The sequence below is a fragment of the Novosphingobium sp. ZN18A2 genome (genome assembly GCF_036784765.1).
In the GTDB taxonomy this organism is placed as follows: Bacteria; Pseudomonadota; Alphaproteobacteria; order Sphingomonadales; family Sphingomonadaceae; genus Novosphingobium.
Window position 1 is genome coordinate 2818833 of record NZ_CP136651.1, and the last position, 23343, is coordinate 2842175.

23 protein-coding genes, 1 tRNA gene and 1 CRISPR repeat array are annotated in these 23343 nt (G+C 62.3%); of the genes, 9 read left to right on the forward strand and 15 right to left on the reverse strand.

Translation table 11 applies throughout. The annotated features are described in order from the left end of the window. Positions 1–42: 42 nt before the first annotated feature. The gene (locus RXV95_RS13435; protein ID WP_338466541.1) at positions 43–222 is read right to left on the reverse strand and encodes an antitoxin Xre/MbcA/ParS toxin-binding domain-containing protein; all 180 of its coding nucleotides are present in this window, start codon (positions 220–222) and stop codon (positions 43–45) included. 5 nt (positions 223–227) lie between these two features. Further along, a complete protein-coding gene (locus tag RXV95_RS13440; RefSeq protein ID WP_338466542.1) occupies positions 228–425 on the reverse strand; it encodes an antitoxin Xre-like helix-turn-helix domain-containing protein in 198 nt (65 codons plus the stop codon). Between the two features lie 153 nt (positions 426–578). Here RXV95_RS13440 and RXV95_RS13445 point away from each other — a divergent pair, with 153 nt between their 5' ends. The 5 genes from RXV95_RS13445 (at position 579) to cas2 (ending at position 6332) form a co-directional block, all read left to right on the forward strand. Further along, entirely contained in the window at positions 579–830 is a 252-nt protein-coding gene (locus tag RXV95_RS13445) for a type II toxin-antitoxin system RelE/ParE family toxin (RefSeq protein WP_338466544.1), read from the forward strand. Positions 831–841: 11 nt separating this feature from the next. Then, the gene (locus tag RXV95_RS13450) at positions 842–1183 is read left to right on the forward strand and encodes a helix-turn-helix transcriptional regulator (protein ID WP_338466545.1); all 342 of its coding nucleotides are present in this window, start codon (positions 842–844) and stop codon (positions 1181–1183) included. 474 nt (positions 1184–1657) lie between these two features. Next, positions 1658–5038: a type II CRISPR RNA-guided endonuclease Cas9 gene (cas9, locus tag RXV95_RS13455; protein ID WP_338466546.1), complete on the forward strand. Its 3381-nt coding sequence runs from the start codon at positions 1658–1660 to the stop codon at positions 5036–5038. A 56-nt stretch (positions 5039–5094) separates the two neighbouring features. Next, on the forward strand, positions 5095–6003 hold the full coding sequence (gene cas1 / locus RXV95_RS13460) for a type II CRISPR-associated endonuclease Cas1 (RefSeq protein ID WP_338466547.1): 909 nt from the start codon (positions 5095–5097) through the stop codon (positions 6001–6003). A gap of 23 nt (positions 6004–6026) precedes the next feature. Next, positions 6027–6332 carry a CRISPR-associated endonuclease Cas2 gene (gene cas2, locus RXV95_RS13465; protein WP_338466548.1) on the forward strand — a complete coding sequence of 102 codons (306 nt, stop codon included), beginning with the start codon at positions 6027–6029 and terminating at the stop codon, positions 6330–6332. Positions 6333–6404: 72 nt separating this feature from the next. Then, a CRISPR array of direct repeats spans positions 6405–7954; the repeat unit is 36 nt; unit sequence GATTTAGCAGTCCAAGCAGCGCGGGCCAACCGCAAC. A 188-nt stretch (positions 7955–8142) separates the two neighbouring features. Here the strand turns inward: cas2 and RXV95_RS13470 are convergent. The 8 genes from RXV95_RS13470 to RXV95_RS13505 form a co-directional block, all read right to left on the reverse strand. After that, a tRNA-Met gene (locus tag RXV95_RS13470) sits at positions 8143–8219 on the reverse strand. A gap of 84 nt (positions 8220–8303) precedes the next feature. Continuing rightward, a complete protein-coding gene (locus RXV95_RS13475; protein ID WP_338466549.1) occupies positions 8304–8819 on the reverse strand; it encodes a 2'-5' RNA ligase family protein in 516 nt (171 codons plus the stop codon). 72 nt (positions 8820–8891) lie between these two features. Continuing rightward, positions 8892–9863 carry an endolytic transglycosylase MltG gene (gene mltG / locus RXV95_RS13480; protein WP_338466550.1) on the reverse strand — a complete coding sequence of 324 codons (972 nt, stop codon included), beginning with the start codon at positions 9861–9863 and terminating at the stop codon, positions 8892–8894. A gap of 13 nt (positions 9864–9876) precedes the next feature. Next, positions 9877–11133 (reverse strand): beta-ketoacyl-ACP synthase II, encoded by a 1257-nt coding sequence (gene fabF / locus RXV95_RS13485; RefSeq protein WP_338466551.1) that lies wholly within the window; start codon positions 11131–11133, stop codon positions 9877–9879. 105 nt (positions 11134–11238) lie between these two features. After that, entirely contained in the window at positions 11239–11475 is a 237-nt protein-coding gene (locus RXV95_RS13490; protein WP_028657713.1) for an acyl carrier protein, read from the reverse strand. A 180-nt stretch (positions 11476–11655) separates the two neighbouring features. Next, the gene (gene aspS / locus RXV95_RS13495) at positions 11656–13485 is read right to left on the reverse strand and encodes an aspartate--tRNA ligase (protein WP_338466552.1); all 1830 of its coding nucleotides are present in this window, start codon (positions 13483–13485) and stop codon (positions 11656–11658) included. Between the two features lie 86 nt (positions 13486–13571). Beyond that, complete coding sequence (locus tag RXV95_RS13500) at positions 13572–14729, reverse strand: GNAT family N-acetyltransferase (protein ID WP_338466554.1); 1158 nt, start codon at positions 14727–14729, stop codon at positions 13572–13574. Further along, positions 14726–15613 (reverse strand): cupin-like domain-containing protein, encoded by an 888-nt coding sequence (locus RXV95_RS13505; RefSeq protein ID WP_338466555.1) that lies wholly within the window; start codon positions 15611–15613, stop codon positions 14726–14728. Before RXV95_RS13505 ends, RXV95_RS13500 begins: the two co-directional genes overlap by 4 nt. A gap of 155 nt (positions 15614–15768) precedes the next feature. Between RXV95_RS13505 and rnd the strand changes: the two genes are divergently transcribed. Both rnd and RXV95_RS13515 read left to right on the forward strand, forming a co-directional pair. After that, on the forward strand, positions 15769–16983 hold the full coding sequence (gene rnd, locus RXV95_RS13510) for a ribonuclease D (protein ID WP_338466556.1): 1215 nt from the start codon (positions 15769–15771) through the stop codon (positions 16981–16983). A gap of 7 nt (positions 16984–16990) precedes the next feature. Beyond that, positions 16991–17887: a hydrogen peroxide-inducible genes activator gene (locus tag RXV95_RS13515; RefSeq protein ID WP_338466557.1), complete on the forward strand. Its 897-nt coding sequence runs from the start codon at positions 16991–16993 to the stop codon at positions 17885–17887. 50 nt (positions 17888–17937) lie between these two features. Here the strand turns inward: RXV95_RS13515 and pgsA are convergent, their stop codons facing one another. Then, the gene (pgsA, locus tag RXV95_RS13520) at positions 17938–18531 is read right to left on the reverse strand and encodes a CDP-diacylglycerol--glycerol-3-phosphate 3-phosphatidyltransferase (RefSeq protein WP_338466558.1); all 594 of its coding nucleotides are present in this window, start codon (positions 18529–18531) and stop codon (positions 17938–17940) included. A gap of 114 nt (positions 18532–18645) precedes the next feature. Between pgsA and RXV95_RS13525 the strand changes: the two genes are divergently transcribed. Further along, the gene (locus RXV95_RS13525; protein WP_338466559.1) at positions 18646–19974 is read left to right on the forward strand and encodes an MFS transporter; all 1329 of its coding nucleotides are present in this window, start codon (positions 18646–18648) and stop codon (positions 19972–19974) included. Between the two features lie 39 nt (positions 19975–20013). Here the strand turns inward: RXV95_RS13525 and RXV95_RS13530 are convergent, their stop codons facing one another. Both RXV95_RS13530 and RXV95_RS13535 read right to left on the reverse strand, forming a co-directional pair. Further along, positions 20014–20256 (reverse strand): hypothetical protein, encoded by a 243-nt coding sequence (locus RXV95_RS13530; protein ID WP_338466560.1) that lies wholly within the window; start codon positions 20254–20256, stop codon positions 20014–20016. Between the two features lie 117 nt (positions 20257–20373). Next, positions 20374–20775: an EVE domain-containing protein gene (locus tag RXV95_RS13535; protein WP_338468570.1), complete on the reverse strand. Its 402-nt coding sequence runs from the start codon at positions 20773–20775 to the stop codon at positions 20374–20376. A 133-nt stretch (positions 20776–20908) separates the two neighbouring features. Here RXV95_RS13535 and RXV95_RS13540 point away from each other — a divergent pair, with 133 nt between their 5' ends. Beyond that, positions 20909–21847, forward strand: a complete 939-nt coding sequence (locus RXV95_RS13540; RefSeq protein WP_338466561.1) for a 2-oxoglutarate and iron-dependent oxygenase domain-containing protein — start codon at positions 20909–20911, stop codon at positions 21845–21847. Between the two features lie 34 nt (positions 21848–21881). Here RXV95_RS13540 and RXV95_RS13545 read toward each other — a convergent pair whose 3' ends face one another. Both RXV95_RS13545 and RXV95_RS13550 read right to left on the reverse strand, forming a co-directional pair. Further along, positions 21882–22601, reverse strand: a complete 720-nt coding sequence (locus RXV95_RS13545) for a hypothetical protein (protein ID WP_338466562.1) — start codon at positions 22599–22601, stop codon at positions 21882–21884. Between the two features lie 8 nt (positions 22602–22609). Next, entirely contained in the window at positions 22610–23149 is a 540-nt protein-coding gene (locus tag RXV95_RS13550; RefSeq protein ID WP_338466563.1) for a hypothetical protein, read from the reverse strand. Between the last annotated feature and the right edge of the window lie 194 nt (positions 23150–23343).

Below are 23343 nucleotides of genomic sequence, written 5' to 3' on the forward strand. Positions count from 1 at the left end.
CCGATTTTTCAGCCCAGATCGCGACACCTTCCGTTTCGGCAATCACCCACCAGCGCATTCGGCTTCCAGGTAGCGCCGGACATGCATGATGTCCGCCAGCTCACCGTCCAGCATGAGATGAAGTGCGCTCACGCCATCAAAAGCGCCATTGTCCGTTCGTTTCCACGAATAAGCTCGCCCCGACTCCCGGAAAATCATCCTGAGCGCTCTGTCAATGCTCATCAAATTCAACAATCGAGCATGACACTCGGAAGAACACTTGCCGCCCCCTGCCCCTTCCAGCGCCGATAGACCCGCAATTCCATGCCTAACAGCATGGCCGCCTGCTCGTCCGTAACGCCCCATTTCTCGAACAGGCTCAGGCTCGCGCGAAAGAGCGCGGCAGCTTCCTGCTGGGCAGTGACGGAATTAACTTCGCCGAGCATTTGCACCAAATCCCCGCGAAAATCGAAATCTGCTCCGAGACTTCATAACATGAGGGCATGGTGTGATCCACACGGCGGCGGCCACCCAATCCATTCCCATCTCATCAAGTGTAGCCATTGACTACATTGAAGCCATGAGCTACACTGCAGGAAATGAAGCCAGTCACCTACACGCGGGCAGCACTGAAGACCCTACGCAGGATGCCTGCGGACGTAGCGGAACGGATCATAGGGAAAATCGAGCAATATGCCGCCGCCCCAGCCTCGCAGGCCAACAATGTTACGGTTCTCAAGGGACGAGAAGGTATCCGTTTAAGAGTGGGTGATTGGCGTGTGATCATGAATGATGACGGCGTTGTTCTGGCGGTTCTCGATATAGGACCGCGCGGAAGCATCTACGGTTGATGGAGGCAGATATGGGTGAAATGATTTCGATCCCGCTTGAGGAATACCGCAGCTTGCAGGCCGCTGCCGAAGAACTGGCCGATCTGCAAGCTTATGACCGTGCCTTGGCGCAGTTGGCAAACGGCGATGAGGAACTGCTTCCTGCCGAATTGGTGAAGCGCATGCTCTCCGGCGAAAGCCCTCTACGCGTCTGGCGGGAATACCGAGGTCTTACCCAGACCGCCCTCGCTGAAGCTTCGAGCGTCAACCGGGTGCAGATCGCGGATATCGAGTCTGGACGGAAGAGCGGTTCGATTGAGACGGTCAGGAAGCTGGCTGAAACCTTGGGCATTACTCTCGATGAATTGATTTAAGAGCAAATCCATTCTGCAAAGACAGCACTTGCCGCCCGCTCGTTAAGTGCAACAATCAGTCTTCACCTGTCTGAGTAGCTTTCGTCACAAGAAAAGCCGGTTCCCGAAGGAACCGGCTAAAATGATTTTGTGGATCAAATCCTTGTTAACGGAAAGACCACGCTGCTTGGACTGCTACATCAAGCAAAACTACGTTAGACTGCTGAAAACGCCGCGTCAACGATCTGCGCAAATTGGCCCAGACCACATATGAGACTCAGCAGTGCAAGCAGCCTGGGCCAACCGCAACTAAAATGGAGGAAACCACACGCACCTCCGCTTCAGCCTCTTGCAGTAAGGTTTGGACGCTCACCCAAGCCATCGACAGGTTCGATGGCAGCAAGATTGCATTCCGGATAGCATCGTTGACACAACGGATCAACTCCTCCATTTTAGAAAACATAAATTGTATTAAGAACGACGGGAGCCAAGAGCATGGTTGATCAGCAGGGCACAACCCAAAAGCGCTGGCGCCTCGGAATCGACCTGGGAACCAATTCGATCGGCTGGGCAGCTTTGTCGCTTGGTGCCAATGGCAAGCCCGATGGCCTGCTCGACATGGGCGTGCGGATTTTCTCCGACGCACGCGATCCGCAAAGCCGGGAATCCAATGCCGCCACCCGTCGCGGGCCGCGCGGGGCGCGCCGCAACCGCGATCGTTATCTGCAACGGCGCGAACAATTTCTGCGCACGCTAACAGAAGCCGGACTATTGCCCGCGGACAAGGCGGCACGCCAAGCACTTGAGCGGCTCGACCCATGGATCTTGCGCGCCCGCGCCCTGACCGAACCGCTAGACCGACATGAAGTCGGACGCGCGCTGTTCCATTTGCAGCAGCGGCGCGGCTTCAAGTCCAACCGCCTGACAGACAAGGGCAGCGATGAAAAGGGCGCAGTGGAAAGCGGTGCGGCGGCCCTTCGCGCCGATATGGATGCTGGCGATGCAGCAACGCTTGGTGAGTTAAAGGGGAACCCGCGCCAAACCATCGCCGAAGAAAACCACAGCCTGCCCAAGGGTGCGCGTAGTCCAATGCCGCTGGCCCGCGTCCGTACGCACAGCGAAGGCGCGAAGATGGTCTACGACTATTATCCGCTACGCGAGATGATCGAGCAGGAATTCGACGCGATCTGGCAAGCCCAGGCGCGCCATCACCCGGATGTCATGACCGAAGATGCGCGCACCGCCCTGCGCGACGTTCTCCTGTTCCAGCGCCCGCTCAAGCCGCAGCCGGTCGGGCGCTGCACTTTCGAGAATGAAGAAGAACGCGCCCCCAGCGCCCTGCCCTCGGTCCAGCAGCTGCGCATCTATCAGGAACTCAATAATCTGCGTGTCTCCGCACGGCCGGGCGAACCGCAGTTGCCCCTCTCCCCGGCGGAGCGCGACGAGCTGGCCGGGATTGCGCTGAGAAAGGTCAAATTTAGCCTGCGCGATATGCGCGGAGCGCTGGGCTTGACCGAGGCCGCCATCTTCAGCATCGAAGCGGGCGGTCGCGATTTTCTGGATGGCGACAAGACGCACGACATCATCACCAGGAACCGCAAGAACAATACTGGAAACTGGCCGGACTGGGCCGAGTTGCCGCTGGCGGAGCAGGACGCGCTCACCGAAATCCTGCTGGGCCGCGTCGCGCCGGGCCGGGGCAGCCACCAGGCGGTGGTCGCGACGCACGAACGCGTGGTCGCACGCATCGTCGCAGGTCTCGGCCTGTCCGAAAGCCGGGCACGCGAATTGCTGGCAGCGAAGGACGAGGATGAGATCGCCGCCTTCCTTGCCGAACGGTATGGGCTGGAGCCTTCCCATGCCGCCCGCATTGCCGGCCTGCGCCTGCCCGATGGCCACGGCCGCCTCAGCCGCACGGCAGGCGACAAAGTGCTGGCGCAACTGATCGAGCCGGACGCCGATGCTCGCTTGCGGACCTATGACCGCGCCGTCGTCGATGCCGGATACTTCCACCACAGCCTGAAGGGCACCGGCGAGGTGTTCGACCACCTGCCCTATTACGGCGTGGTGCTCGAACAGTCGGTTGCCTTCGGCTCCGGCGATGCGAGCGACATCGAGGAAAAGCGGATCGGCAAGCTGGCCAACCCCACCGTCCATGTCGCGCTCAACCAGTTGCGCCGGGTGGTCAACGCGCTGATCGACCGCTTCGGCCCACCTGCGGAAATCGTGGTGGAACTGTCGCGCGATCTGCCGCTGGGCGCGTTCGACTTGGGCAAGTTAAAGAACAAGCAAAACGAGAACCGGAAGGCCAATGAAAAGCTTTCTGAAAGGCTTGCCGAGTTTGGAGCACCAAACAATTATAATAACCGCCTGTTTCTGCGCCTTTGGGATGAACTGGATGCGTTAGGCCGCAAATGCCCCTTCACCGGGCAGCACCTGTCGCAAGAACTGCTTGTCAGGAGTCTCAAAGGTTCCGGCGAACTCGAGGTTGAACACATCCTCCCCTTCTCCCGCACGCTCGACGATGGCTTTAACAACAAGGTGCTGGCCCTGCGCGAAGCCAATCGCCGCAAGGGCAGGCTCAGCCCATGGGAAGCGGTGGAAAACGGCATTTTCGACCGCGAGACGATCGAAAACTCTCTGCGCGATCTGCCCCCTGCGAAGGCCTGGCGCTTCAGCCCCGATGCGATGGAGCGGTTCGAGAAAGAGGAACGCGATTTCCTCGACCGGCAGTTGAATGACAACAAGAATATCTCGCGCCTCGCCGCGCAATATCTCAAAAGCCTGGGTTCCGATGTCTGGGTCATCAACGGCCGTCTCACCGCCGATCTGCGCCACCATTGGGGGCTGAATAAGGGCTGGCGTGGAGACAACCGCAACCCGGCGGATAGCGAAGCGGATGAGGTAAAGAAAAACCGCAACGATCACTGCCATCACGCAGTCGACGCCTTCGTGATCGCCTGCACCGACCGCGCGATGGTCAAGGCCGCGGCGGATGAGGCGAAGAAAGTGGAAGAGGAATTCACCGCCGGGAGGCGCGATCATCGACGCCTCCTGGCTGGGTTGCCCGATCCCTTCGATGGCTATCTGCTTGCGGTGAAGGAGGCAGTCGGCAAAATCGTGGTCAGCCACAAGCCCGATCACGGCATTGAAGGCAAGCTGCACGAAGCCACCAATTACGGCGTTGTGCAAACACAGGCGGGCGAGACTCGGCTCGCCACCCGCAAGCCCATTATCGACCTTACCCCCGGCGAAGTAGCCAGTATCGGCGATGACCGCATTCGCCGCGAACTTGTCGCACTGACCGATGGACTTGGCGACAAGGAGCGCAAGCAGGCATTGCTCGAATACAGCCAGCGCACCGGCCACAAGCGCGTGCGCGTCCACAAGGTGCAGGCCAGTTTCGAACGGATCGCGCACGGGCCGGACAGCAAGGGCAAATCCCACACCCGCGCTGTCATTCCGGGCGACAACTATTGTATGGACATCATCGAAACGCCGGACGGCAAATGGCACGGCGTCGCCGTCACCCGATTTCAGGCGCACAAGTTCAAGAAGGATGATGCGTGGAAGACACTCTGGCGCAAGGACTACCCCGATGGGCGCCTTACCATGCGCGTTCGCAATGGCGACCTGCTGATGCTAGAACATGAAGGCGAAGAAAAGGTGATGCAGGTGGTGCGCCTTAACCCGTCCGGCAATCGCCTTTATCTTGCGCCTGCTTATGAAGCAGGGAAATTCGCGGATCGTCACAAGGATACAGACGATGAATTCCGCTGGGATCTCGCCGGCATAAGCGGGCTGAAACCCCGCAAGGCTCGCCTCGTGCGCGTGACACCCGATGGGCAGTTGCTGGATCCCGGACCTCCCGCCTAACACACTGTTAACCATATTCTGCGACAACCGGTGCGCTTCATTTGGGAGTGGACCTGATGCAGCAGCGCATCGTCGAAATCGCAAGCGACGGGATACACCTGTCCGCCTTCCGCGGCTTCATGCGAATTTCCCGTGCGGATGAGGAACTGGGCCGCGTGCCCTTTGCCGACATCGGCGCGGTCATCCTGCGCGGGCATGGCAGCACGCTTTCGGTCAATCTGTGTACGCGCCTGTCTGATGCCGGCGCACCGCTGGTCATCTGCGGCTCGAACCAGTCCCCCGCCTCGCTGCTCTGGCCAGTGCGCGGACACTACGAACAGGGCCGCCGCATGGAAGCGCAGGCAGAGGCCTCCCGCCCCTTGCGCAAGCGTGCATGGCGCGACCTCGTCAGCGCCAAGATCGCAGCTCAGGCGGCAGTTCTCGAAGCGACCACGGGCAAGGATGCGCGCCTCGATCGGATGGCGCGGGAAGTGAAATCAGGCGATAGTGACAATCTCGAAGCACAGGCCGCGCGGCGCTATTGGAATGCACTGTTCGGGCCGGATTTCCTGCGCGATCGGCAGGCAGAAGGCATCAATTCCGCGCTCAATTACGGCTATACCGTACTTCGCGCGGGCACTGCTCGCTCAATCCTTGCCGCGGGGCTTCACCCATCGCTTTCCATCCATCACACCAGCCGGGGCGATGCCCTGCGCCTAGCCGACGATCTGATGGAACCGTTCCGGCCCTGGCTCGACCTGCTTGTTTGGCGAATGACCCGCGAAGAACCCGTTTCGGAACTTACAAGCGCGATGAAAGGCCATCTCGCCGAAGTGCTCACGCTCGATCTTCCGGGGACTGATGGTGTCAGCCCCATCCAGATCTGGCTCGATCGCCTGGCGCTTTCCTGGGCAAAGATCTGCATGGGTGAAGCCGGAAAGCTGGACCTGCCCGGCCAGCCCTCGCCGCTGGAACTCAGCACGTGACGCACCTCAGCGGGTATCGGATCATGTGGATAATGGTGCTGTTCGATCTTCCTGTCCTGACGCCCGAAGAGCGTAAGGCAGCCACTGGCTTCCGCAACTACCTGCTCGATGAAGGCTTTGAAATGGCGCAGTTTTCGGTGTATCTTCGCTGTACGCCAAGCAAGGAAGCCGCAGCTGCCTATATCCGCCGAATCGAGACAGCAGTCCCGAGCGACGGCAAGGTGGACATTCTGCAATTCACGGATCGTCAGTATGAAAATATCATCTGTTTTCGCGGGCGGATGCGCGAATCAAGCCCGGAAAAACCGAGCCAGCTCCTCCTTTTCTAGGTGGAACTGGCTCGTTTTCCAGTGGCAGGAAGCCAAGTTTTTCTTTTCCCTCCAGCCATTTACCGCAATTCAGATTTAGCAGTCCAAGCAGCGCGGGCCAACCGCAACAGCCGTCAAGCGCCTATCTCCGCTGCCAGTGATTTAGCAGTCCAAGCAGCGCGGGCCAACCGCAACAAGGCGGCCCAGCGCGGCGTTGCTGATTTGGATTTAGCAGTCCAAGCAGCGCGGGCCAACCGCAACATCACCAGCCTCCATGCGCTTCGCTGGTTGATTTAGCAGTCCAAGCAGCGCGGGCCAACCGCAACTCACCGACGTGAATGGCATCACCTATTACGGATTTAGCAGTCCAAGCAGCGCGGGCCAACCGCAACGCACATGACGCGAGGCAACGCAGCGCAACGATTTAGCAGTCCAAGCAGCGCGGGCCAACCGCAACCAGCGTCCTCGTCACGCCATCTATAGAAAGGATTTAGCAGTCCAAGCAGCGCGGGCCAACCGCAACTGACGTGGAAGTTCTCCGGCTCGAGGTAGGCGATTTAGCAGTCCAAGCAGCGCGGGCCAACCGCAACGATCACACCGATCTCGAATTTCAGGGGATCGATTTAGCAGTCCAAGCAGCGCGGGCCAACCGCAACTGGCGGGATCGGGCCATGTAGAACCCGGTCGATTTAGCAGTCCAAGCAGCGCGGGCCAACCGCAACGCTTACGTCCGTCTCATCTCGATCAGCGACGATTTAGCAGTCCAAGCAGCGCGGGCCAACCGCAACGAGAGGGCCAGCAGCGCGAGCACCGCCAGCGATTTAGCAGTCCAAGCAGCGCGGGCCAACCGCAACTAGGGCAACCATGCCCATCTCCTCGATTGTGATTTAGCAGTCCAAGCAGCGCGGGCCAACCGCAACGCTGCCCTTGCCTGCGCATCGCCACTATCAGATTTAGCAGTCCAAGCAGCGCGGGCCAACCGCAACACCGATAACGGACGCGCCTTCGCCAGCAAGATTTAGCAGTCCAAGCAGCGCGGGCCAACCGCAACTCAGGTTTTCTCCGCCTTCCAGGCGATCGCGATTTAGCAGTCCAAGCAGCGCGGGCCAACCGCAACAAGTTGGCGCGACTGCCGGCGTGCCGCCTGATTTAGCAGTCCAAGCAGCGCGGGCCAACCGCAACGCCAAGCGGTTATTCAAGACGCTTGGCAGGGATTTAGCAGTCCAAGCAGCGCGGGCCAACCGCAACCTTCCATCTTTACGCCGTGTATCTTTGCGTGATTTAGCAGTCCAAGCAGCGCGGGCCAACCGCAACGGCCTTCCTGATGCCGATCAATGACGATCAGATTTAGCAGTCCAAGCAGCGCGGGCCAACCGCAACGCGCGATGTAGTTCGCCGTGCCTGCCGCCGATTTAGCAGTCCAAGCAGCGCGGGCCAACCGCAACAAGTACTTTATGGTAGTGGTCACCCTTTAAGATTTAGCAGTCCAAGCAGCGCGGGCCAACCGCAACGGCCGGGATATCCTCGGGCTCAATCCCGTTGATTTAGCAGTCCAAGCAGCGCGGGCCAACCGCAACCAGATGCGGAACAGCGCCGCGCCATAGTCGGATTTAGCAGTCCAAGCAGCGCGGGCCAAGGGACTCACCGATGACGAGATCGCCAGAGTGGTCGGTTGGACCGCCAAACGCGTCTCCAAAATCCGTGCCAGATATGTCGACGAAGCCCGCGTCGTGATCAGCCTGGTCGAACGCCTGAGCGCGTGACACGAAGCGACAAAGTTTACAGGCAAGTGTAAACTTAGTTTCAAGGACGCTTCTAAGTCATTGAAAAATGGTAGCGGAGGAGGGACTTGAACCCCCGACACGCGGATTATGATTCCGCTGCTCTAACCAGCTGAGCTACTCCGCCCCGAAAGGCTCCGGCGGGCGCGAACCCGCGAGGCAGGCGGCGCTATTAGGCGGCGGCGGCGGCGCGGTCAAGCCGCGAAATCGCCTAGGCCTTCCCTCGGAACGGCCAGCGTCCCACCGCCTCCCACGGACCGCCGCGATAGATGTGCAGGCCAAGCCCCCGGAACGCGAAGTCGCGCGACCGGAAAGCGGCCGAAAGTTCCGCCTGCAGCGCCTTTGCCTTGTCGACGCCAACCTTGTTCTGGATGGTGATGTGAAGGCGCAACGGATGGTTGTCCTGCGCGGTCAGCGCGCCGTGGAAGTGTTCCGCAATGTCTTCGCGGATCGCGGTCATGCCGGGGCTTTCGATCCTCAGCGCCGTGCCCTTCCCCAGCGGCATGATCCCGGTGATCCGCGCCGGCTGGGGCGGATGTTCGGCAACGATCCGCTGCAACAACGGCTTCAGTTCCTCGAACAGCGACGGCGCGAGCGCGTGGAACAACGTTACGTGCGCTTCCAGGTGGTTGCGTTCGGGCGGAAAGTGCGCACGGCGCAATCCGTCGGCCCATGCAAACACGTCGCGCGGCAATTCCGCAGTCACGATGAAGGGTTCGAACGGCATCGTGCCTTACTTGCCGCATTCGGACCGACAGGCAAGGTGCACAGGCACCTCGCCCCGGCGCCAGAATGGACGTTACAGGTCGCCGCGCGCCTTCCTGATGGCGAACCACTTGGCGACGTTGGCGTTGTGCTGTTCAAGCGTCTCTGCAAACACGTGCCCGCCTGTGCCGTCCGCCACCATGTACAGCGCCTTGGTGCTGGCCGGATGCAGCACCGCTTCGATCGAGGCTCGCCCCGGATTTGTGATCGGCCCGACAGGCAGCCCGACACGGGTATAGGTATTGTAATCGTTCACCGCCTGAATTTCCGACTGGCGGATACGCCGGCCGAGCGGTTTGCCCTTTGTGATCGGGTATATGATCGTCGGATCGGCCTGAAGCAGCATGCCTTCCTTGAGGCGGTTTTCGTAAAGCCCGGCAACCAGCTTGCGTTCGCCCGGCTTTCCGGTTTCCTTCTCGACGATGGAGGCCAGCGTCACGGCCTCCTCAGGCGTCTTGACGGGCAGGTCTTTTGCCCGCTTTGCCCATAGCTCGGCCACGGTCTTCTTCATCGCGTCCTGCATGCGCTTCAGCACTTCGGCGCGCGATTCGCCGCGCTCATAATCATAGCTGTCGGGCAGGACCGATCCTTCGGGCGGCACCGCGATCTTGCCGGTCAGCAGCGGCGTGGCCATCAACCGGTCATAGACCATCACCGAAGGCATCCCTTCGGGAATTGTCACCATGCGCCGCAGCGGCTTGCCCGTTTGCAGGATGGACAGGATCTGTGCCGGGCTGGCGTGCGCCGGCAGGCCGAATTCGCCCGCCTTCACCGGAGCCGGGCTGCCCAGCACCCGCGCATGGACGCGGAACGAATTGGCCGAGGCGATCGCGCCTTCCTTTTCCAGCTTCTGCGCGACGCTGGTCAGCGTAGAGCCGTCAGGAACAAGAAAGGTAGCCTCCTTGCCCAGCGGCCCGGGGCCGTACCACTTGTAAAGGAAGCGTCCGCCGGCAACGGCAAACGCCAGGACCAGCAACACCGCCAGCATGCGGCCCCTGCCGCGCATAGCCTTGCGTTCCTCAGACCTGCTTGAGGATCAGGCTGGCGTTGGTGCCGCCGAAACCGAAGCTGTTGTTGAGAACGGCCCGCACGGCCCGCTTCCTGGCGACCTTGGGGACAAGATCGACGCCTTCCGTCCCTTCGTCCGGATTGTCGAGATTGAGCGTCGGCGGAACGATCTGGTCGCGAATGGCAAGAATGCAGAAAATCGCTTCCACTGCACCGGCGCCGCCCAGCAGGTGGCCGATGGCGGACTTCGTGCTGCTCATCGAAGCGCCGGACAGATCGTTGCCCAGCACGCGCTTTACTGCACCCAGTTCGATCGTGTCGGCCATGGTCGATGTGCCGTGCGCGTTCACATAGTCGATATCGCCCGGCTCCATTCCGGCCTTGCGCATCGCCATGCGCATCGACAGTTCCGCGCCCTTGCCCTCAGGATGCGGCGCGGTGACGTGATAGGCATCGCCCGAAAGGCCATAGCCCACCACTTCGGCATAGATCTTCGCGCCGCGCGCCTTGGCGTGTTCATACTCTTCCAGCACGACAACACCCGCGCCTTCGCCCATGACGAAACCGTCGCGGTCCTTGTCGTAAGGGCGGCTCGCTTCGGTGGGACGGTCGTTATAGCTGCAGTTGAGCGCGCGCGCCTGCGCGAACCCGGCAACGCCCAGCGGATTGATCGTGCTTTCCGCGCCGCCCGCCAGCATCACGTCGGCATCGCCGTCCTTGATCATCCGCGCGGCATCGCCGATCGAGTGTGCGCCGGTGGAACAGGCGGTTACCACCGCGTGGTTCGGCCCCATCAGGCCGTACTTGATCGAAACCTGGCCGGAGATCAGGTTGATCAGGCGGCCATGCACGAAGTGGGGCGAGACGCGGCCCGGCCCCTTTTCGTGCAGCACAATCGACTCGCTCTCGATCCCCGGCAGCCCGCCGATTCCCGAACCGATCGAGCAGCCGGTGCGCAGCTTCAGGTCATCGTCCATGTCGGCAAGGCCGGCATCCTCGATCGCCTGACCGGCCGCATCGATGCCATAGACGATGAAGGGATCGACCTGGCGCTGGATCTTGTGATCGACACGCTTCGACGGATCGAAACCGTATTCGTGATCGGCCGGCTTCACCTCGCACGCAATCGTGCACTTCTGCCCTTCGGTATCGAAACGGGTGATCGTCCCCGCGCCCGACATTCCGGCCAGAAGGTTCTTCCACGTCGTCTCGACGTCGCCCCCCAGCGGGGTGACAAGGCCAAGTCCGGTTACGACCACACGGCGCATGCAACTCTCTCCAAAATCACGAAAGGCCCAGCCCACGCGGGAACTGAGCCTGTCGTCACCCGCCCGCGCCCGCAACGGGGCAGGCGCAGCCGGGGTTGCGGGCGATCAGCCCTTGTTTTCGTCGATGTACTTGATCGCGTCGGACACGGTGGAGATCTTCTCCGCCGCATCGTCGGGAATCTCGACACCGAATTCTTCCTCGAACGCCATGACGAGTTCGACGATGTCGAGCGAGTCGGCGCCCAGGTCGTCGATGAAGCTTGCATCTTCGGTGACCTTGTCGGCCTCGACCCCCAGGTGCTCGACAACGATCTTCTTAACGCGGTCGGCAGTATCGCTCATTGATTGCCCCTTCAAAGGAAAGCGGTTGGAAATGCTGTTCGGCATTCGCCCTAGTCAACCGGCATGCGGCTGGCAAGAGGCATGCCCGATGTACCGGCCCGTGGATCGGGCACATCGATGCGGCCCGTGCCAGCGATCGCGGCGCAACCAGCCGCCCGCCGAACGCGATTTTCGCGGCCGTCAGCCCGCGTCCGGCGCCACGACCCTTGCCGTCGCCTGGCCGCCAGCGGCGGGCTTGTTCGGCTCGACGATGCGCACGTGCAGTTCGCGCAACTGCCGGGGCGCCGCCGGCGAAGGCGCGCCCATCAACAGGTCTTCGGCGCGCTGGTTCATCGGGAACAGCGTGATCTCGCGAAGGTTCTGCGCGCCGCACAGCAGCATCACGATCCGATCGACCCCCGCGGCCATGCCGCCGTGCGGCGGCGCGCCATACTGGAACGCGCGATAGAGCCCGCCGAAGCGCTCTTCCACGTCCTGCTTCGAAAGGCCGACCTTTTCGAACGCCGCAACCATCAGGTCCGGGCTCTGGTTACGGATAGACCCCGATGCGATCTCGAATCCGTTGCACACGAGGTCGTACTGATAGGCTTTCAGCGAAAGCGGGTCTTGCGAGGAAAGCGCCTCCATCCCGCCCTGTGGCATGGAGAACGGGTTGTGCGCGAAATCGACGCGCTTTTCGTCCTCGTCCCATTCGTAGAACGGGAAATCCACGATCCACGCAAGGCGGAAGGCGTCCTTCTCTACCAGGTCGAGCTGTTCGCCCACGCGAACACGCGCATGACCGGCGAGCTTCGCGGCATCGGCTTCCTTGCCGGCGGCGAAGAACACGCCGTCGTCCGGCCCCAGGCCAAGCGCCTCGACCAGTCTGGCCGTCGGTTCTTCACCGTGATTCTTGGCGATCGGACCGGCGGGCGTACCGTCCTTGATGTTGATATAGCCAAGCCCCGCATAGCCTTCGCCGCGCGCCCATTCGTTCATGTCGTCGAAGAACTTGCGCGAAAGCTTGCCCGCGCCCGGCGCGGGAATGGCGCGAACCACGCCGCCACTTCCGGTGATCTTGTCGAACAGGCCGAAGCCCGACCCCTTGAAGTGCTCGGTAACGTCCGAAATCTCGATCCCGATGCGCAGGTCCGGCTTGTCGCTGCCGTATTTCAGCATCGCTTCGGCATAGGGGATGCGCGGGAATTCGCCCGCCGGCGTCACCTTGCGACCCTCGGCGAATGCTTCGAACACGCCGGCCATCACAGGCTCCATCGTGTTCCACACGTCTTCCTGGGTGACGAAGCTCATCTCGAGGTCGAGCTGATAGAACTCGCCCGGCAGCCGGTCGGCGCGCGGGTCTTCGTCGCGGAAGCACGGCGCGATCTGGAAATAGCGGTCGAAACCCGCGACCATCAGCAACTGTTTATACTGCTGCGGAGCCTGCGGAAGCGCATAGAACTCGCCGGGATGGATGCGGCTTGGGACGAGGAAATCGCGCGCGCCCTCGGGCGAGGACGCGGTCAGGATCGGCGTCGAATATTCGGTGAAGCCGATCGCGTTCATCCGTTCGCGCATGTCGGCGATGATCTTCGTACGCTTGACGATATTGGCGTGCAGCGTCTCGCGCCGCAGATCGATAAAGCGATAACGCAGGCGGATATCCTCGGGATAATCCTGCTCGCCCGCCACTGGCAGCGGCAATTCGTCTGCCGCGGACAGCACCGTGGCTTCCTGCGCGCGCAATTCGATCTCGCCGGTCGGAAGGTTCTGGTTGATCGTGTCGAGCGTGCGCGCCACGACCTTGCCCGTTACCGTCACCACGCTTTCCACGCGCAACCGCTCGAACAAGGGGAAGCAATCGCTGTCGGTATCGATCACGACCTGGGTCAACCCGTAGTGGTCGCGCAGGTCGACGAACAGCAACCCGCCGTGGTCGCGCTTGCGGTGGACCCAGCCCGAAAGTCTGGAGATCGTGCCGACGTCGCTGGCGCGAAGCTGGCCGCAGGTATGAGAACGATAGGCGTGCATGGAACGTCCGTGAATCTGGTGAGGATCGCGGGCATCCTTTCGGCCCCGCGCGAAAGGCGCCCTAACACAGGGCGCGCGGGCGTTTGTCAAGCGTTGGCGGCGGCCCCGGCCCGAACTCTGCCGCGCAAATCCTCTACCGTACCGAACGCGCGGAAGGCGGCGCGGCGCAGCGGACCGCCCAGAGCGACCCGCCCCTCCACCAGCGTGCGCCGCCCCGGCCACATGCGGCTGACCGGTTGCTGGCCGGGTGCGCTGCAGCTGTCGACCTGCGGAACGCCCAGTTCGGCGAAGCGCCGCGTCAGTTCGTCAAGCAGGAGGACGCCCGGCGCATAGCAGCCGAATGCCTCGTCATAGGCCATCTTGAAGCCGAACCCGCGCATGGGGCCAACAAAATGCGTGGACATGGCCAACGGGACGCCTCCGGCGCGCAAGGTCAGGGCATCCAGCGTGCCCTCGCTGGCGGCAGAGGCCATCACGGACGCGAAAAAGCCGCCGGTATCCTCAGAACTTGTCAGCGAGGAACCCTGCAGCCCCTTCCAGCCGGAATGCTCAAGCGCGAGGAATTGCCCGACCAGTGCCGGAACGTCGTCACCCTGTCGCCAGCCGATAAATTCGACCGGGCCGACCTCTCGCTCAAGCTTGCGGCGCAGACTGGCGAGACGGCGACGATCTTTCGGCCGTGGCTCCGGCGCCTGTCCTGCACAAGCCAGCATCGCTCGTTCGAACCTGTGATCGACATGGAATTCGCGCCCCTCGCTCCGGCAGCAATCGGAGAGCGCCGCGTTGACCGGATCGTCGGCAGGCAGATCGAACAGGCGCAATGCGGCAGCAGCGGCATTCTCCTTGTCCAGGAACGCCAGCAGGGCCGACCAGAACGCACCTTCGCAGCCACGGCGCACAAGCGGCGTGCCCACGAACTGGTTCGCATGGCGCCAGGCAGACCAGTGCGGCAGCGGCGCGCGCCCGTATAATCGCGCGAAGACCAGCGGGATAACCCCCGTCCATTCGCCCGATGCGTCGCGTGCCACGGCCAGCCGCGCTTCGCCCTTTGGATCGAAACACGCCAAAGAATGGCGCAGGAACCAGGGCCGGGAGAACACATTGCCTGTCCCCGCGCCCGTGGCCAGCCGATCCCATGCGGCAAGATCGTCCGCACCAAGCGCCGCGAGCGGCAAGAGCGCCATGCTGTTTGCCGGGGTCATGCCGCCATAGCCGGCGGCATCGCACGACAGCACGGCATTCACCCTGCCGCATCCCCGCCCAGGCCTGCACGATTCAGCACGCGCCACCCCATTGCCTTGGCGAACGTGACCGGCGATCGCATAGCGGGTGCCCGCAACGCCAGACCTTTCGCGCGGCTCCAGCCGTTGAAGCGCCAGGCATCGTCCTGCGCCTGGCTTTGGCGCGAACACCATGTCAGCGACAGCGAGACCGAGGGTTCCTCCCCAACGCGGACCCAGTGCGGCGATTTGAACGGAACGTAAAGCGCATCGCCGGGATCAAGCACGTTCGCCTGTCCCACAAGTTCCGCGCCGGTGTGCCAGGGCAGAAGGTTGTCGCCGTCACGGTGGAAGCGTTCCTGCTTTTCGTCGGTCAGATACGGCGGCCCCGGAGAATAGACGGTGAAGTACTTGCGACCCGAGATCTGCATCAGGATGTTGTATTCCGGATCGAAATGGAACGGGGTCAGCGTGTCGGGAGAGGACACGAAGATAAACCCCTGCAACCGAACCGGCTCGCCCGTGCTCTGCCGGATGACCGGCGCGATCTCTGCCAGGGTGTCGGACAGCAGCGCCCGGTATTCGGGCAACTGCTCGACAAATCGCAGCATCACCCAGCGGCCCGCTTCGCCGATCGCGCGGATCGTATCGTGCGGCCCGCAGCCGGCAGGCGCGGCGAACGCAAATTCCTCTCCGTTGCGGTTTTTCGCCGCCCGCACCTCGACATGGCGCGGATTCATCCGTGTCGCCGCATCGGCGAGCGCGTCGGTCGTCAGCAGCGGATGTCCGGCAAGCAGATGGCTGAATCGACCGGACACGGCCGGATAGAGGCGCGCGAACTGCGCCTGCGCCGTGTCGTCAAGGGCAGCGGACGCCGCCCCGCGTTCGGGTGGCCGGTGAACGGACATGCGCGCTACATGCCAGTCACATCTTAACATCTTGCGTGGATTGGCGCTTGTTACTGCGCCATATTGGAAGCTATGGCCGTTGGATTGACCCGCCGGAACACTGGTGGAGCACAGTCCCGAAACCGCAAATCGCAAAGAACGTCGCAACCGTTTCCATGAAGATCCACCCGCTGATCACCACGACCGAGGCCCTGGCCGAGCTGTGCGAGCGGCTGGCGAAGGCGGAATTCGTGACCGTCGATACCGAATTCATGCGCGAAAACACCTATTGGCCGGAACTGTGCCTGGTGCAGATCGCCGACACCAACGAGGCCGCCGCGATCGATCCGCTGGCGCCGGGCATGGACCTTTCGCCACTGCTGGACCTGCTGGTGGACAACGAAGACGTGCTGAAGATCTTCCACGCCGGCGGGCAGGACGTGGAAATCGTCTATAACCTGACGGGAAAGACCCCGCACCCGATCTTCGACACCCAGATCGCGATGATGGCGATCAGCCAGTCCGAACAGATCGGATATTCCAATCTTGTCGAAGCGTGGCTGGGGCTGACGATCGACAAGGGCGCACGCTTTACGGACTGGTCGCGCCGCCCGCTGACCGAACGGCAGATCGAATATGCGATCGGCGACGTTACGCATCTTTCCAAGATATTCCCGCGCATCCTCAAACGCCTGATCAAGACCGGGCGCGGCGAATGGCTGAATGCCGAAATGGAGCGACTGGCTGACGTGGAAAACTACCGGTCCGATCCGAATGCGGCCTGGCAGAAGGTGCGCGCGCCCAACCGCAACCCCACCGTGCTGGGCCGGCTGAAGGCGCTGGCCGCGTGGCGCGAGCGCGAGGCGATGGACAAGAACATCCCGCGCGGACGCATCATGCGCGACGAAACGCTGGCCGATCTTGCCAGCCACCCGCCCAAGCAGCAGGCCGAACTCGCCAAAGTACGCGGTCTTTCCGCGGGCTGGCGCGATAACGAAATCGGCAAGCGGCTGATGGGCGTTCTGGCCGATGCGCAGCCGCTCGACCCGTCGGAAATTCCCGCGCGCAGTTCGCGCGGCGCACCGCTTGGCAAGGAAGGCGCGCTTGTGGCCGACCTGCTGAAGCTGCTGCTGAAGATCCGCGCGCGCGAGATCGACATCGCCGCCCGCCTGCTTGCCCGAAGCGACGATCTTGAAGCCCTTGCCGCCGGGCAACGCAAGGATGTCGCCATCCTGAAAGGCTGGCGTTACGAACAGTTCGGACGCGATGCGCTGGACCTTGTCGAAGGAAAACTGGCCTTCGCGGTGGTCGAAGGGAAGTTGAAGATGGCGCACATCGACGACATCGGCAGCAGTCCGGGCGACGAGGCGGTCGCGCACGTGGACGGCTAGCCGGTCGATGAGCACATACCTGCCCACGCTCAAGCAATTGCAATACCTTGTTGCATTGCACGAGCACGGGCACTTCGGCCGCGCCGCCGAATCCTGCTTCGTTTCCCAATCCACGCTGTCGGCCGGATTGCGCGAGCTTGAATCGCTGCTGGGCGTTACGCTTGTCGAACGCACCCGCCGCGTGGTCCGCTTCACTCCGCTAGGCAACCAGGTGGTGGCCAAGGCGCACCGCCTGCTGCGCGAGGCGGAGGAACTGTCGGAACTGGTGCAGTCGCAGGGCCAGCCGCTGGCCGGAGAACTGCGGATGAGCGTGATCCCGACAATCGCACCGTTCCTTCTGCCGCGTATCCTGCCACGCCTGCGCCGCGAACGCCCGTTGCTGAAACTGTTCCTGCGCGAAGAGCCCAGCGCGGCGGCCATCGAATCGCTGCACCACGGGCGCGCCGATTGCGTGCTGCTGGCCCTGCCCTTCGCGACCGGCGAGGTGGAAACCGCGCATATCTGCGACGACGCGCTTTACGTCGCCTTTCCCCAGGACGATCCGCGCGATCCGCCGCGCGAGGTAGATCCGATGGTGATCGACGAGAACCGCCTCCTGCTTCTGGAAGACGGGCATTGCCTGAAGGATCACGCCCTCGCCGCGTGCAACCGGCCCGAATTGCGCGCCAGCGCGACGATGGTCGGCACCAGCCTGCACACGCTGGTCCAGATGGTGGACAACGGGCTGGGGCTGACGATGCTGCCCAGGATGGCGATCGACGCGGGAATCCTCAACGAAACGAACATCGTCGCCCGCCCGCTCCATGCGGAACACGCTGCGCGCGAAATTGCGCTTGTCTGGCGCAAGAACAGCCCGCGCGCCGGTGAATTCGAGCTTCTGGCCGAAGAACTGCGCGCCGGCTGACCGGCGCGACCCGATCCGCCGCCAGACGCCCTTGCATCAATCCCGGTATCTCAATCCATGTGCTTCAGGCCGACGCGCAGATAATCCCACCCTGTAATCAGCGTCAGCACCGCCGCGCCCCAAAGGGTGGTCAGCCCCACCGTGTGCGGCACGTTCGCCTCCACACCGCCGATCACGACATTCCACTGCGGCATGGCGCCCCCAAGGATCAGCGCGCCCAGCGCAACCATCTGGAATGTCGTCTTCCATTTGGCGAGGCGGCTGACCGGCACCGAAACCTGGATACCGCCCAAAAACTCTCTCAGGCCGGAAACGGCGATTTCGCGGATCAGGATGATCAGCCCGGCGATCACGTGCGCATCGCCCACATAGGGGCCGGTCAGGACGCCCTGCGCGGTCAGCACAAGGATCACCGCGGCGACCATGATCTTGTCCGCGATGGGATCGAGGAACACGCCCAGCTTGGAAACCGTTCCCTGCGCGCGGGCAAGGTAGCCGTCGAAATAATCGGTCACGCCCATCAGCACGTACATTGCGAAGGCCAGCGCATATCCGGTCGTCCAGTCGGACCACCACAAGAAGAAGGCCAGGACCGGAACCGCGACGATTCGCGACAGCGTAAGGATGTTCGGCAAGGTCAGCATCGCGATGCCTCTTACGCCGCCTGACGGCTGTGTGAAAAGGCCGATTGTCCCTTGTTCCTGTCCGTCATGGGGCTAAGGGTCGAAATAAATCGCAACGGGTGCGGCAAGGACGGGATGACAACTTCCACAAAACTGATCCATTCGCGCCGATTTCTGCCGTTGTTCGTCACCCAGTTGCTGAACGCGTTCAACGACAATCTCTTCAAGAACGCGATGGTGCTGTACGTGGTTTACAGCATCTACAATTCGGAGGCGGCCGAAGCCCGCTTTTCCGCCATCGCTTCTGCCCTGTTCATCCTGCCTTTCTTCCTGCTTTCCGCGCTTGCCGGCCAGCTTGCCGACATGCGCGACAAGGCGAAGATCATCCGCATCATCAAGGCCTGCGAAATCGGCATCATGGCCGTCGGCGGCGGCGGGCTGGTGCTCGCCTGGATGCACATAGAGGTGAACGCGCTGGCAATCCCGCTGATGCTGGCCGCTCTGCTGGCGATGGGCGTCCACTCCACGTTCTTCGGGCCGATCAAGTATGCGATCCTGCCGCAACATCTTGAAAAGGACGAAGTGCTGGCGGGCACCGGGCTGGTAGAGGCAGGAACGTATATCGCGATCCTTGCGGGCACGATCCTGGCCGGCTGGATTCCCGTGGAATGGGCGGCAGCGGCCGTGGTGATAACCGCGCTGGTCGGATACGCGACCAGCCTTTCCGTCCCCCCCGCCCCGCCCGAGCATGAACCGGACCCGCTCGATTTCCATATCGTGCGCGCCTCGATCCGGCTGGTGGCGAATTCGATGCACCACAGCCGCGTGTTCCTCGCGATCATGGCGATCAGCTTTTTCTGGACCATCGGTGCGGTGCTGTTCATCCAGTTCCCGCCGCTTGCGAAGAACGTGCTTTATGCCAGCAAGGAAGTGGCGAGCCTGTTCCTGGTGATATTCTCCATCGGTATCGCGATCGGCTCGATGTCGATCAATGCACTGCTCAAGGGCCGCGTCTCCGCACGGTTCGCCCCCGCGTCGGTGCTGGTCATGGCGTGTTTCGTGGTTGCCTTCCACGTTGTCTGCAAGCTCTGGGTCTCGGTGCCGAACGAAGCGTTGATGGACGTTCCCACCTTCATCACGCAGCCTTTGGCGGTGCCCCTTCTGATCAGCCTGCTGGGCATTGCAGTGGCAGGCGGCATGTTCGTGGTGCCGCTCTATGCCTTCCTGACCACGATTGTCGAAAAGTCGGAAACCGCCCGCACCATTGCGGCCAACAACATCGTCAATTCAGGGGCGATGGTGGTGGGCGCGGTCATCGCCGTGGGGCTGACCGCGCTGGACGTGGCCGTGGTGGACCAACTGTTGCTCGGCGCGGCGATGTGCCTGGTTTCCGCATGGCTGGGATGGCTGCTTTACAAGGCAGAGAAGGAACATTCGGAAATCGAACACCACGTGTTCGATTGAATCACGGGTTTCATCCTTCGGCCCCGCCGCGCCATGCATTCAGGCGATGAAGATCATCACCGCCATGAAGCAGGCAAAATAGGCCAGCAGGAAATCCTTCACGTCCTGCCGGGTGATCCGCCGGGGATCGACATCAGGCGAACGCAGGCGCGTTTCCGCACGCGCAATTGCGGCCTGCACCTCAGGTTCGAAAACAGGCAAAGCGCGCGTCACATGCGCGGGAAGCGTCTGCCGATAGGGATGACGCGTATGCTCCGAGGTCTGGACAAGCGCTCTGTTCATAACGCTGTCTTAACGCTCGATTCACCATTTGGGCACTGCCCCGGCCGCACTTTTACGCAGCCGTTCCGCGGCGGGACATTAACCTTTTCGGATAACCGATTGCCGGCCCGTCCGCGGTCAGGCGCCGTCTGTCTGCGCCATGGCGATCACGCGGTCCCATTCGTCCTGCTTCACCGCGCATACCGACAGGCGCGAAAGCCGCACCAGTTCCATGTCAGACAGTTCGGGCGTCGCCTTGATCTGCTTCAGGCTGACCGGGTGCGGCAGCTTTTCCACCGGTTTCACCTTGACCGCCGCCCACTTGTTTTCCGGATCGGTGGGGTCGGTGATGCCGGCGACTGAAATTTCCACGATGCCCACAACTTCGCGCCCGATATTCGAGTGGTAGAAGAACGCACGGTCACCCACCTGCATCGTGCGCAGGTTCTTCGCGGCAAGGTGGTTGCGCACACCGTCCCACGTGCCTTCGCCCTCTTCGAGCAGGTCGTCCCAGCCATAGACGTCGGGTTCCGACTTCATAAGCCACAGACCTGTACTTTGTGCCTCACCGGTGTCCTTGCCCTTGGGGGAGTTTTTGATTTTGCTCATGCCTCGCTCGTCCAAACCGTCTATGGGCGCGTCCATAGACAGATTTATACCGGACACGCAAAACATGCCTCTTTCCACCCTCCCCGTCCTCTCGCTTGCCGACGACAAGGCCGGCTTCGCCCGGAAGATAGGTGACAGCTTCAAGACCTTCGGTTTCGCGATGGTGAAGGACTTCGATATCGACCGCGCGCTGATCGACCGCGCCTGGGCGCTTTCCGAAGCGTTTTTCACGCTGCCCGAGGAAGAGAAGCGCCGCTATTTCAATCCGGCGATTGCCGGTGCGCGCGGTTACACCCCCTTCGGCACCGAGATCGCCAAGGATGCCAGGGTCCATGACCTTAAGGAATTCTGGCACATCGGACGCGACCTGCCCCAGGGCCACCCGCTTGCCGACGCCTCGATGCCGCCCAACGTCTGGCCCGACCGGCCCGAGGGTTTCAGGGAGACATTCAGCGAGCTTTACCGCCAGTTCGACGCAACCGGCGCAACGATACTTTCGGCAATCGCGCTGTACCTGGGGCTGGACGAGCACTGGTTCGACCGCCCGATAGAAGACGGCAACTCCGTCATGCGGCTGCTGCACTATCCGCCGCTGACCGACGTCGATGGCGAAGCGATCCGCGCGGGCGCGCATGGCGATATCAACCTGATCACGCTGCTGCTGGGTGCGGAGGAAGCCGGGCTGGAACTGCTGACCCGCGAAGGCAAGTGGATACCCGCCTCGCCGCCCGAAGGTGCAATGGTTATCAACGTGGGCGACATGCTGGAGCGGCTGACCAACAACGTGTTGCCGTCAACCGTGCACCGCGTGCGCAACCCGAACCCCGAACGCGCGCGCTACAGCCGCTATTCCATGCCGTTCTTCCTGCATCTGCGCAGCGACTTCGCGTTCCACACCCTTCCGCAATGCATCACGCGGGAAAATCCAGACCGGTATCCGGTTTCGATCACCGCGGACGCGTTCCTGCAACAACGCCTGCGTGAGATCGGCCTGAAGAAATAGGTACGGCGCAAATTCGCGCCACTGGCGACCGGCCTCACCCCGCGGGCATCGTCCGGGGCATCACGTTGTACTTCCGCACTTCGTCCTGGCTCAGGCAATAGCGCGTAGAACGGTCGGCATCGGTGGCCACGGCCTGCTGGCGATACATGATATCGGTCAACAGCTTGCGACTGATCCCCATCCGGATCAGGAAATCGTTGTCCGCGCTGGCCAGCATCGCGCTCGATTGTTCGATCTGGCCGATCAACTTGGTTGTTTCGGTCGCGCCTTCGTCCACCGAAAGGTCGATCGCGTCGCGTTCGCTGGTCGTGTGGGTGAACATGTGGACCATGAAGATCCCGCCCGGATCGACATAACGCAGGTCGCCGCCCATGAACACGAAGTTGCAGGCGGAAAAGCATGTCCAGCCGGACGGGATGCGCGTGGTCATGCCCGGGTACTGCTTGCGGATCAGCAGGCCCGTGGCATTGCCCGCCTTCGCATTTCCGCCGCGCGATTTCAGCCAGATCTCCGATATCCGGGGATCGGCGTCCAGCGCCGCCTTCATCCGTTCCGGCAGGCGGGAATCGATAATGCCGTCGGCCAGAAGAACGTGCTTGCCGCCGCGGTCCGCGGGCGTGAGGGTCATCGCTTTCGGTTGCCCCCAATCGACATCGGCCGGACAGGTAGGATTGTCCTTGTCCATCGCCGGTGCCGCCGCCGCACCGCAGGCCAGTGCGGCGAGGATGACCGCCATTGGCTTGAGCATCCGCATGGCCCGCCTCACGCCATCAGCGAATAGCGCGCGCCGCCGGGCGGCTTGCACATCTTCTTGTTGGCGGTCGTCTCCTCCCCGTTCACGATGATGACATCGGTGACCATGATGCATTTCATGCCCGTCGCCCGGTCATCGTTGCGCGCCGTTACCGTGGAGCTTCCCGACACGTTCTTGCGCGATTGCGACGTCCACGACGCGCTTGACCCGACCGTTTCGCCACGCGTCGCCTCAAGCGTGGCATCGGCGGCCTGCTTCTGCTCTTCCGGGTCAAGCCGGCAGGCGATCGCATTGGTCAATTGATCGGCAACTTCGGCGGATGGCACCCAGCTGGAAATGCCTGCCGACCCCGCCGCCTTGTTCACCGCGCGTCCCAGGAAACCGCCAAGGATGGATGAGCCCGCACTTTTGCTTTCCCCTTTGGGGCACCCGTCCGAACTCTTCGCCGCGTTACCGGAGCTGCTGGACGGAACAGGGATCGATGGCAGGCCAAGGCCGCCGAACTGGGCATGGGCCGGCGCGGCGGAGACAATGCTCGCCGCGATCACGGCTGCCCCAAGGACAGACCTTGCCGGAATAGAAGGATTTTGACCGGGCATCGCAAGCCTTTCGCTGGAAAACAGCGGTTTGTGCTGGCGTCGGCTTCTTTCACACGAGCTGGCCTGTCTGCCTGCCCGAAGCAGCGTCAGTTCTTCTGCTTCCTGTTCCCGACCCGATGGAGAGAGAGGCTATGCAATGCGGC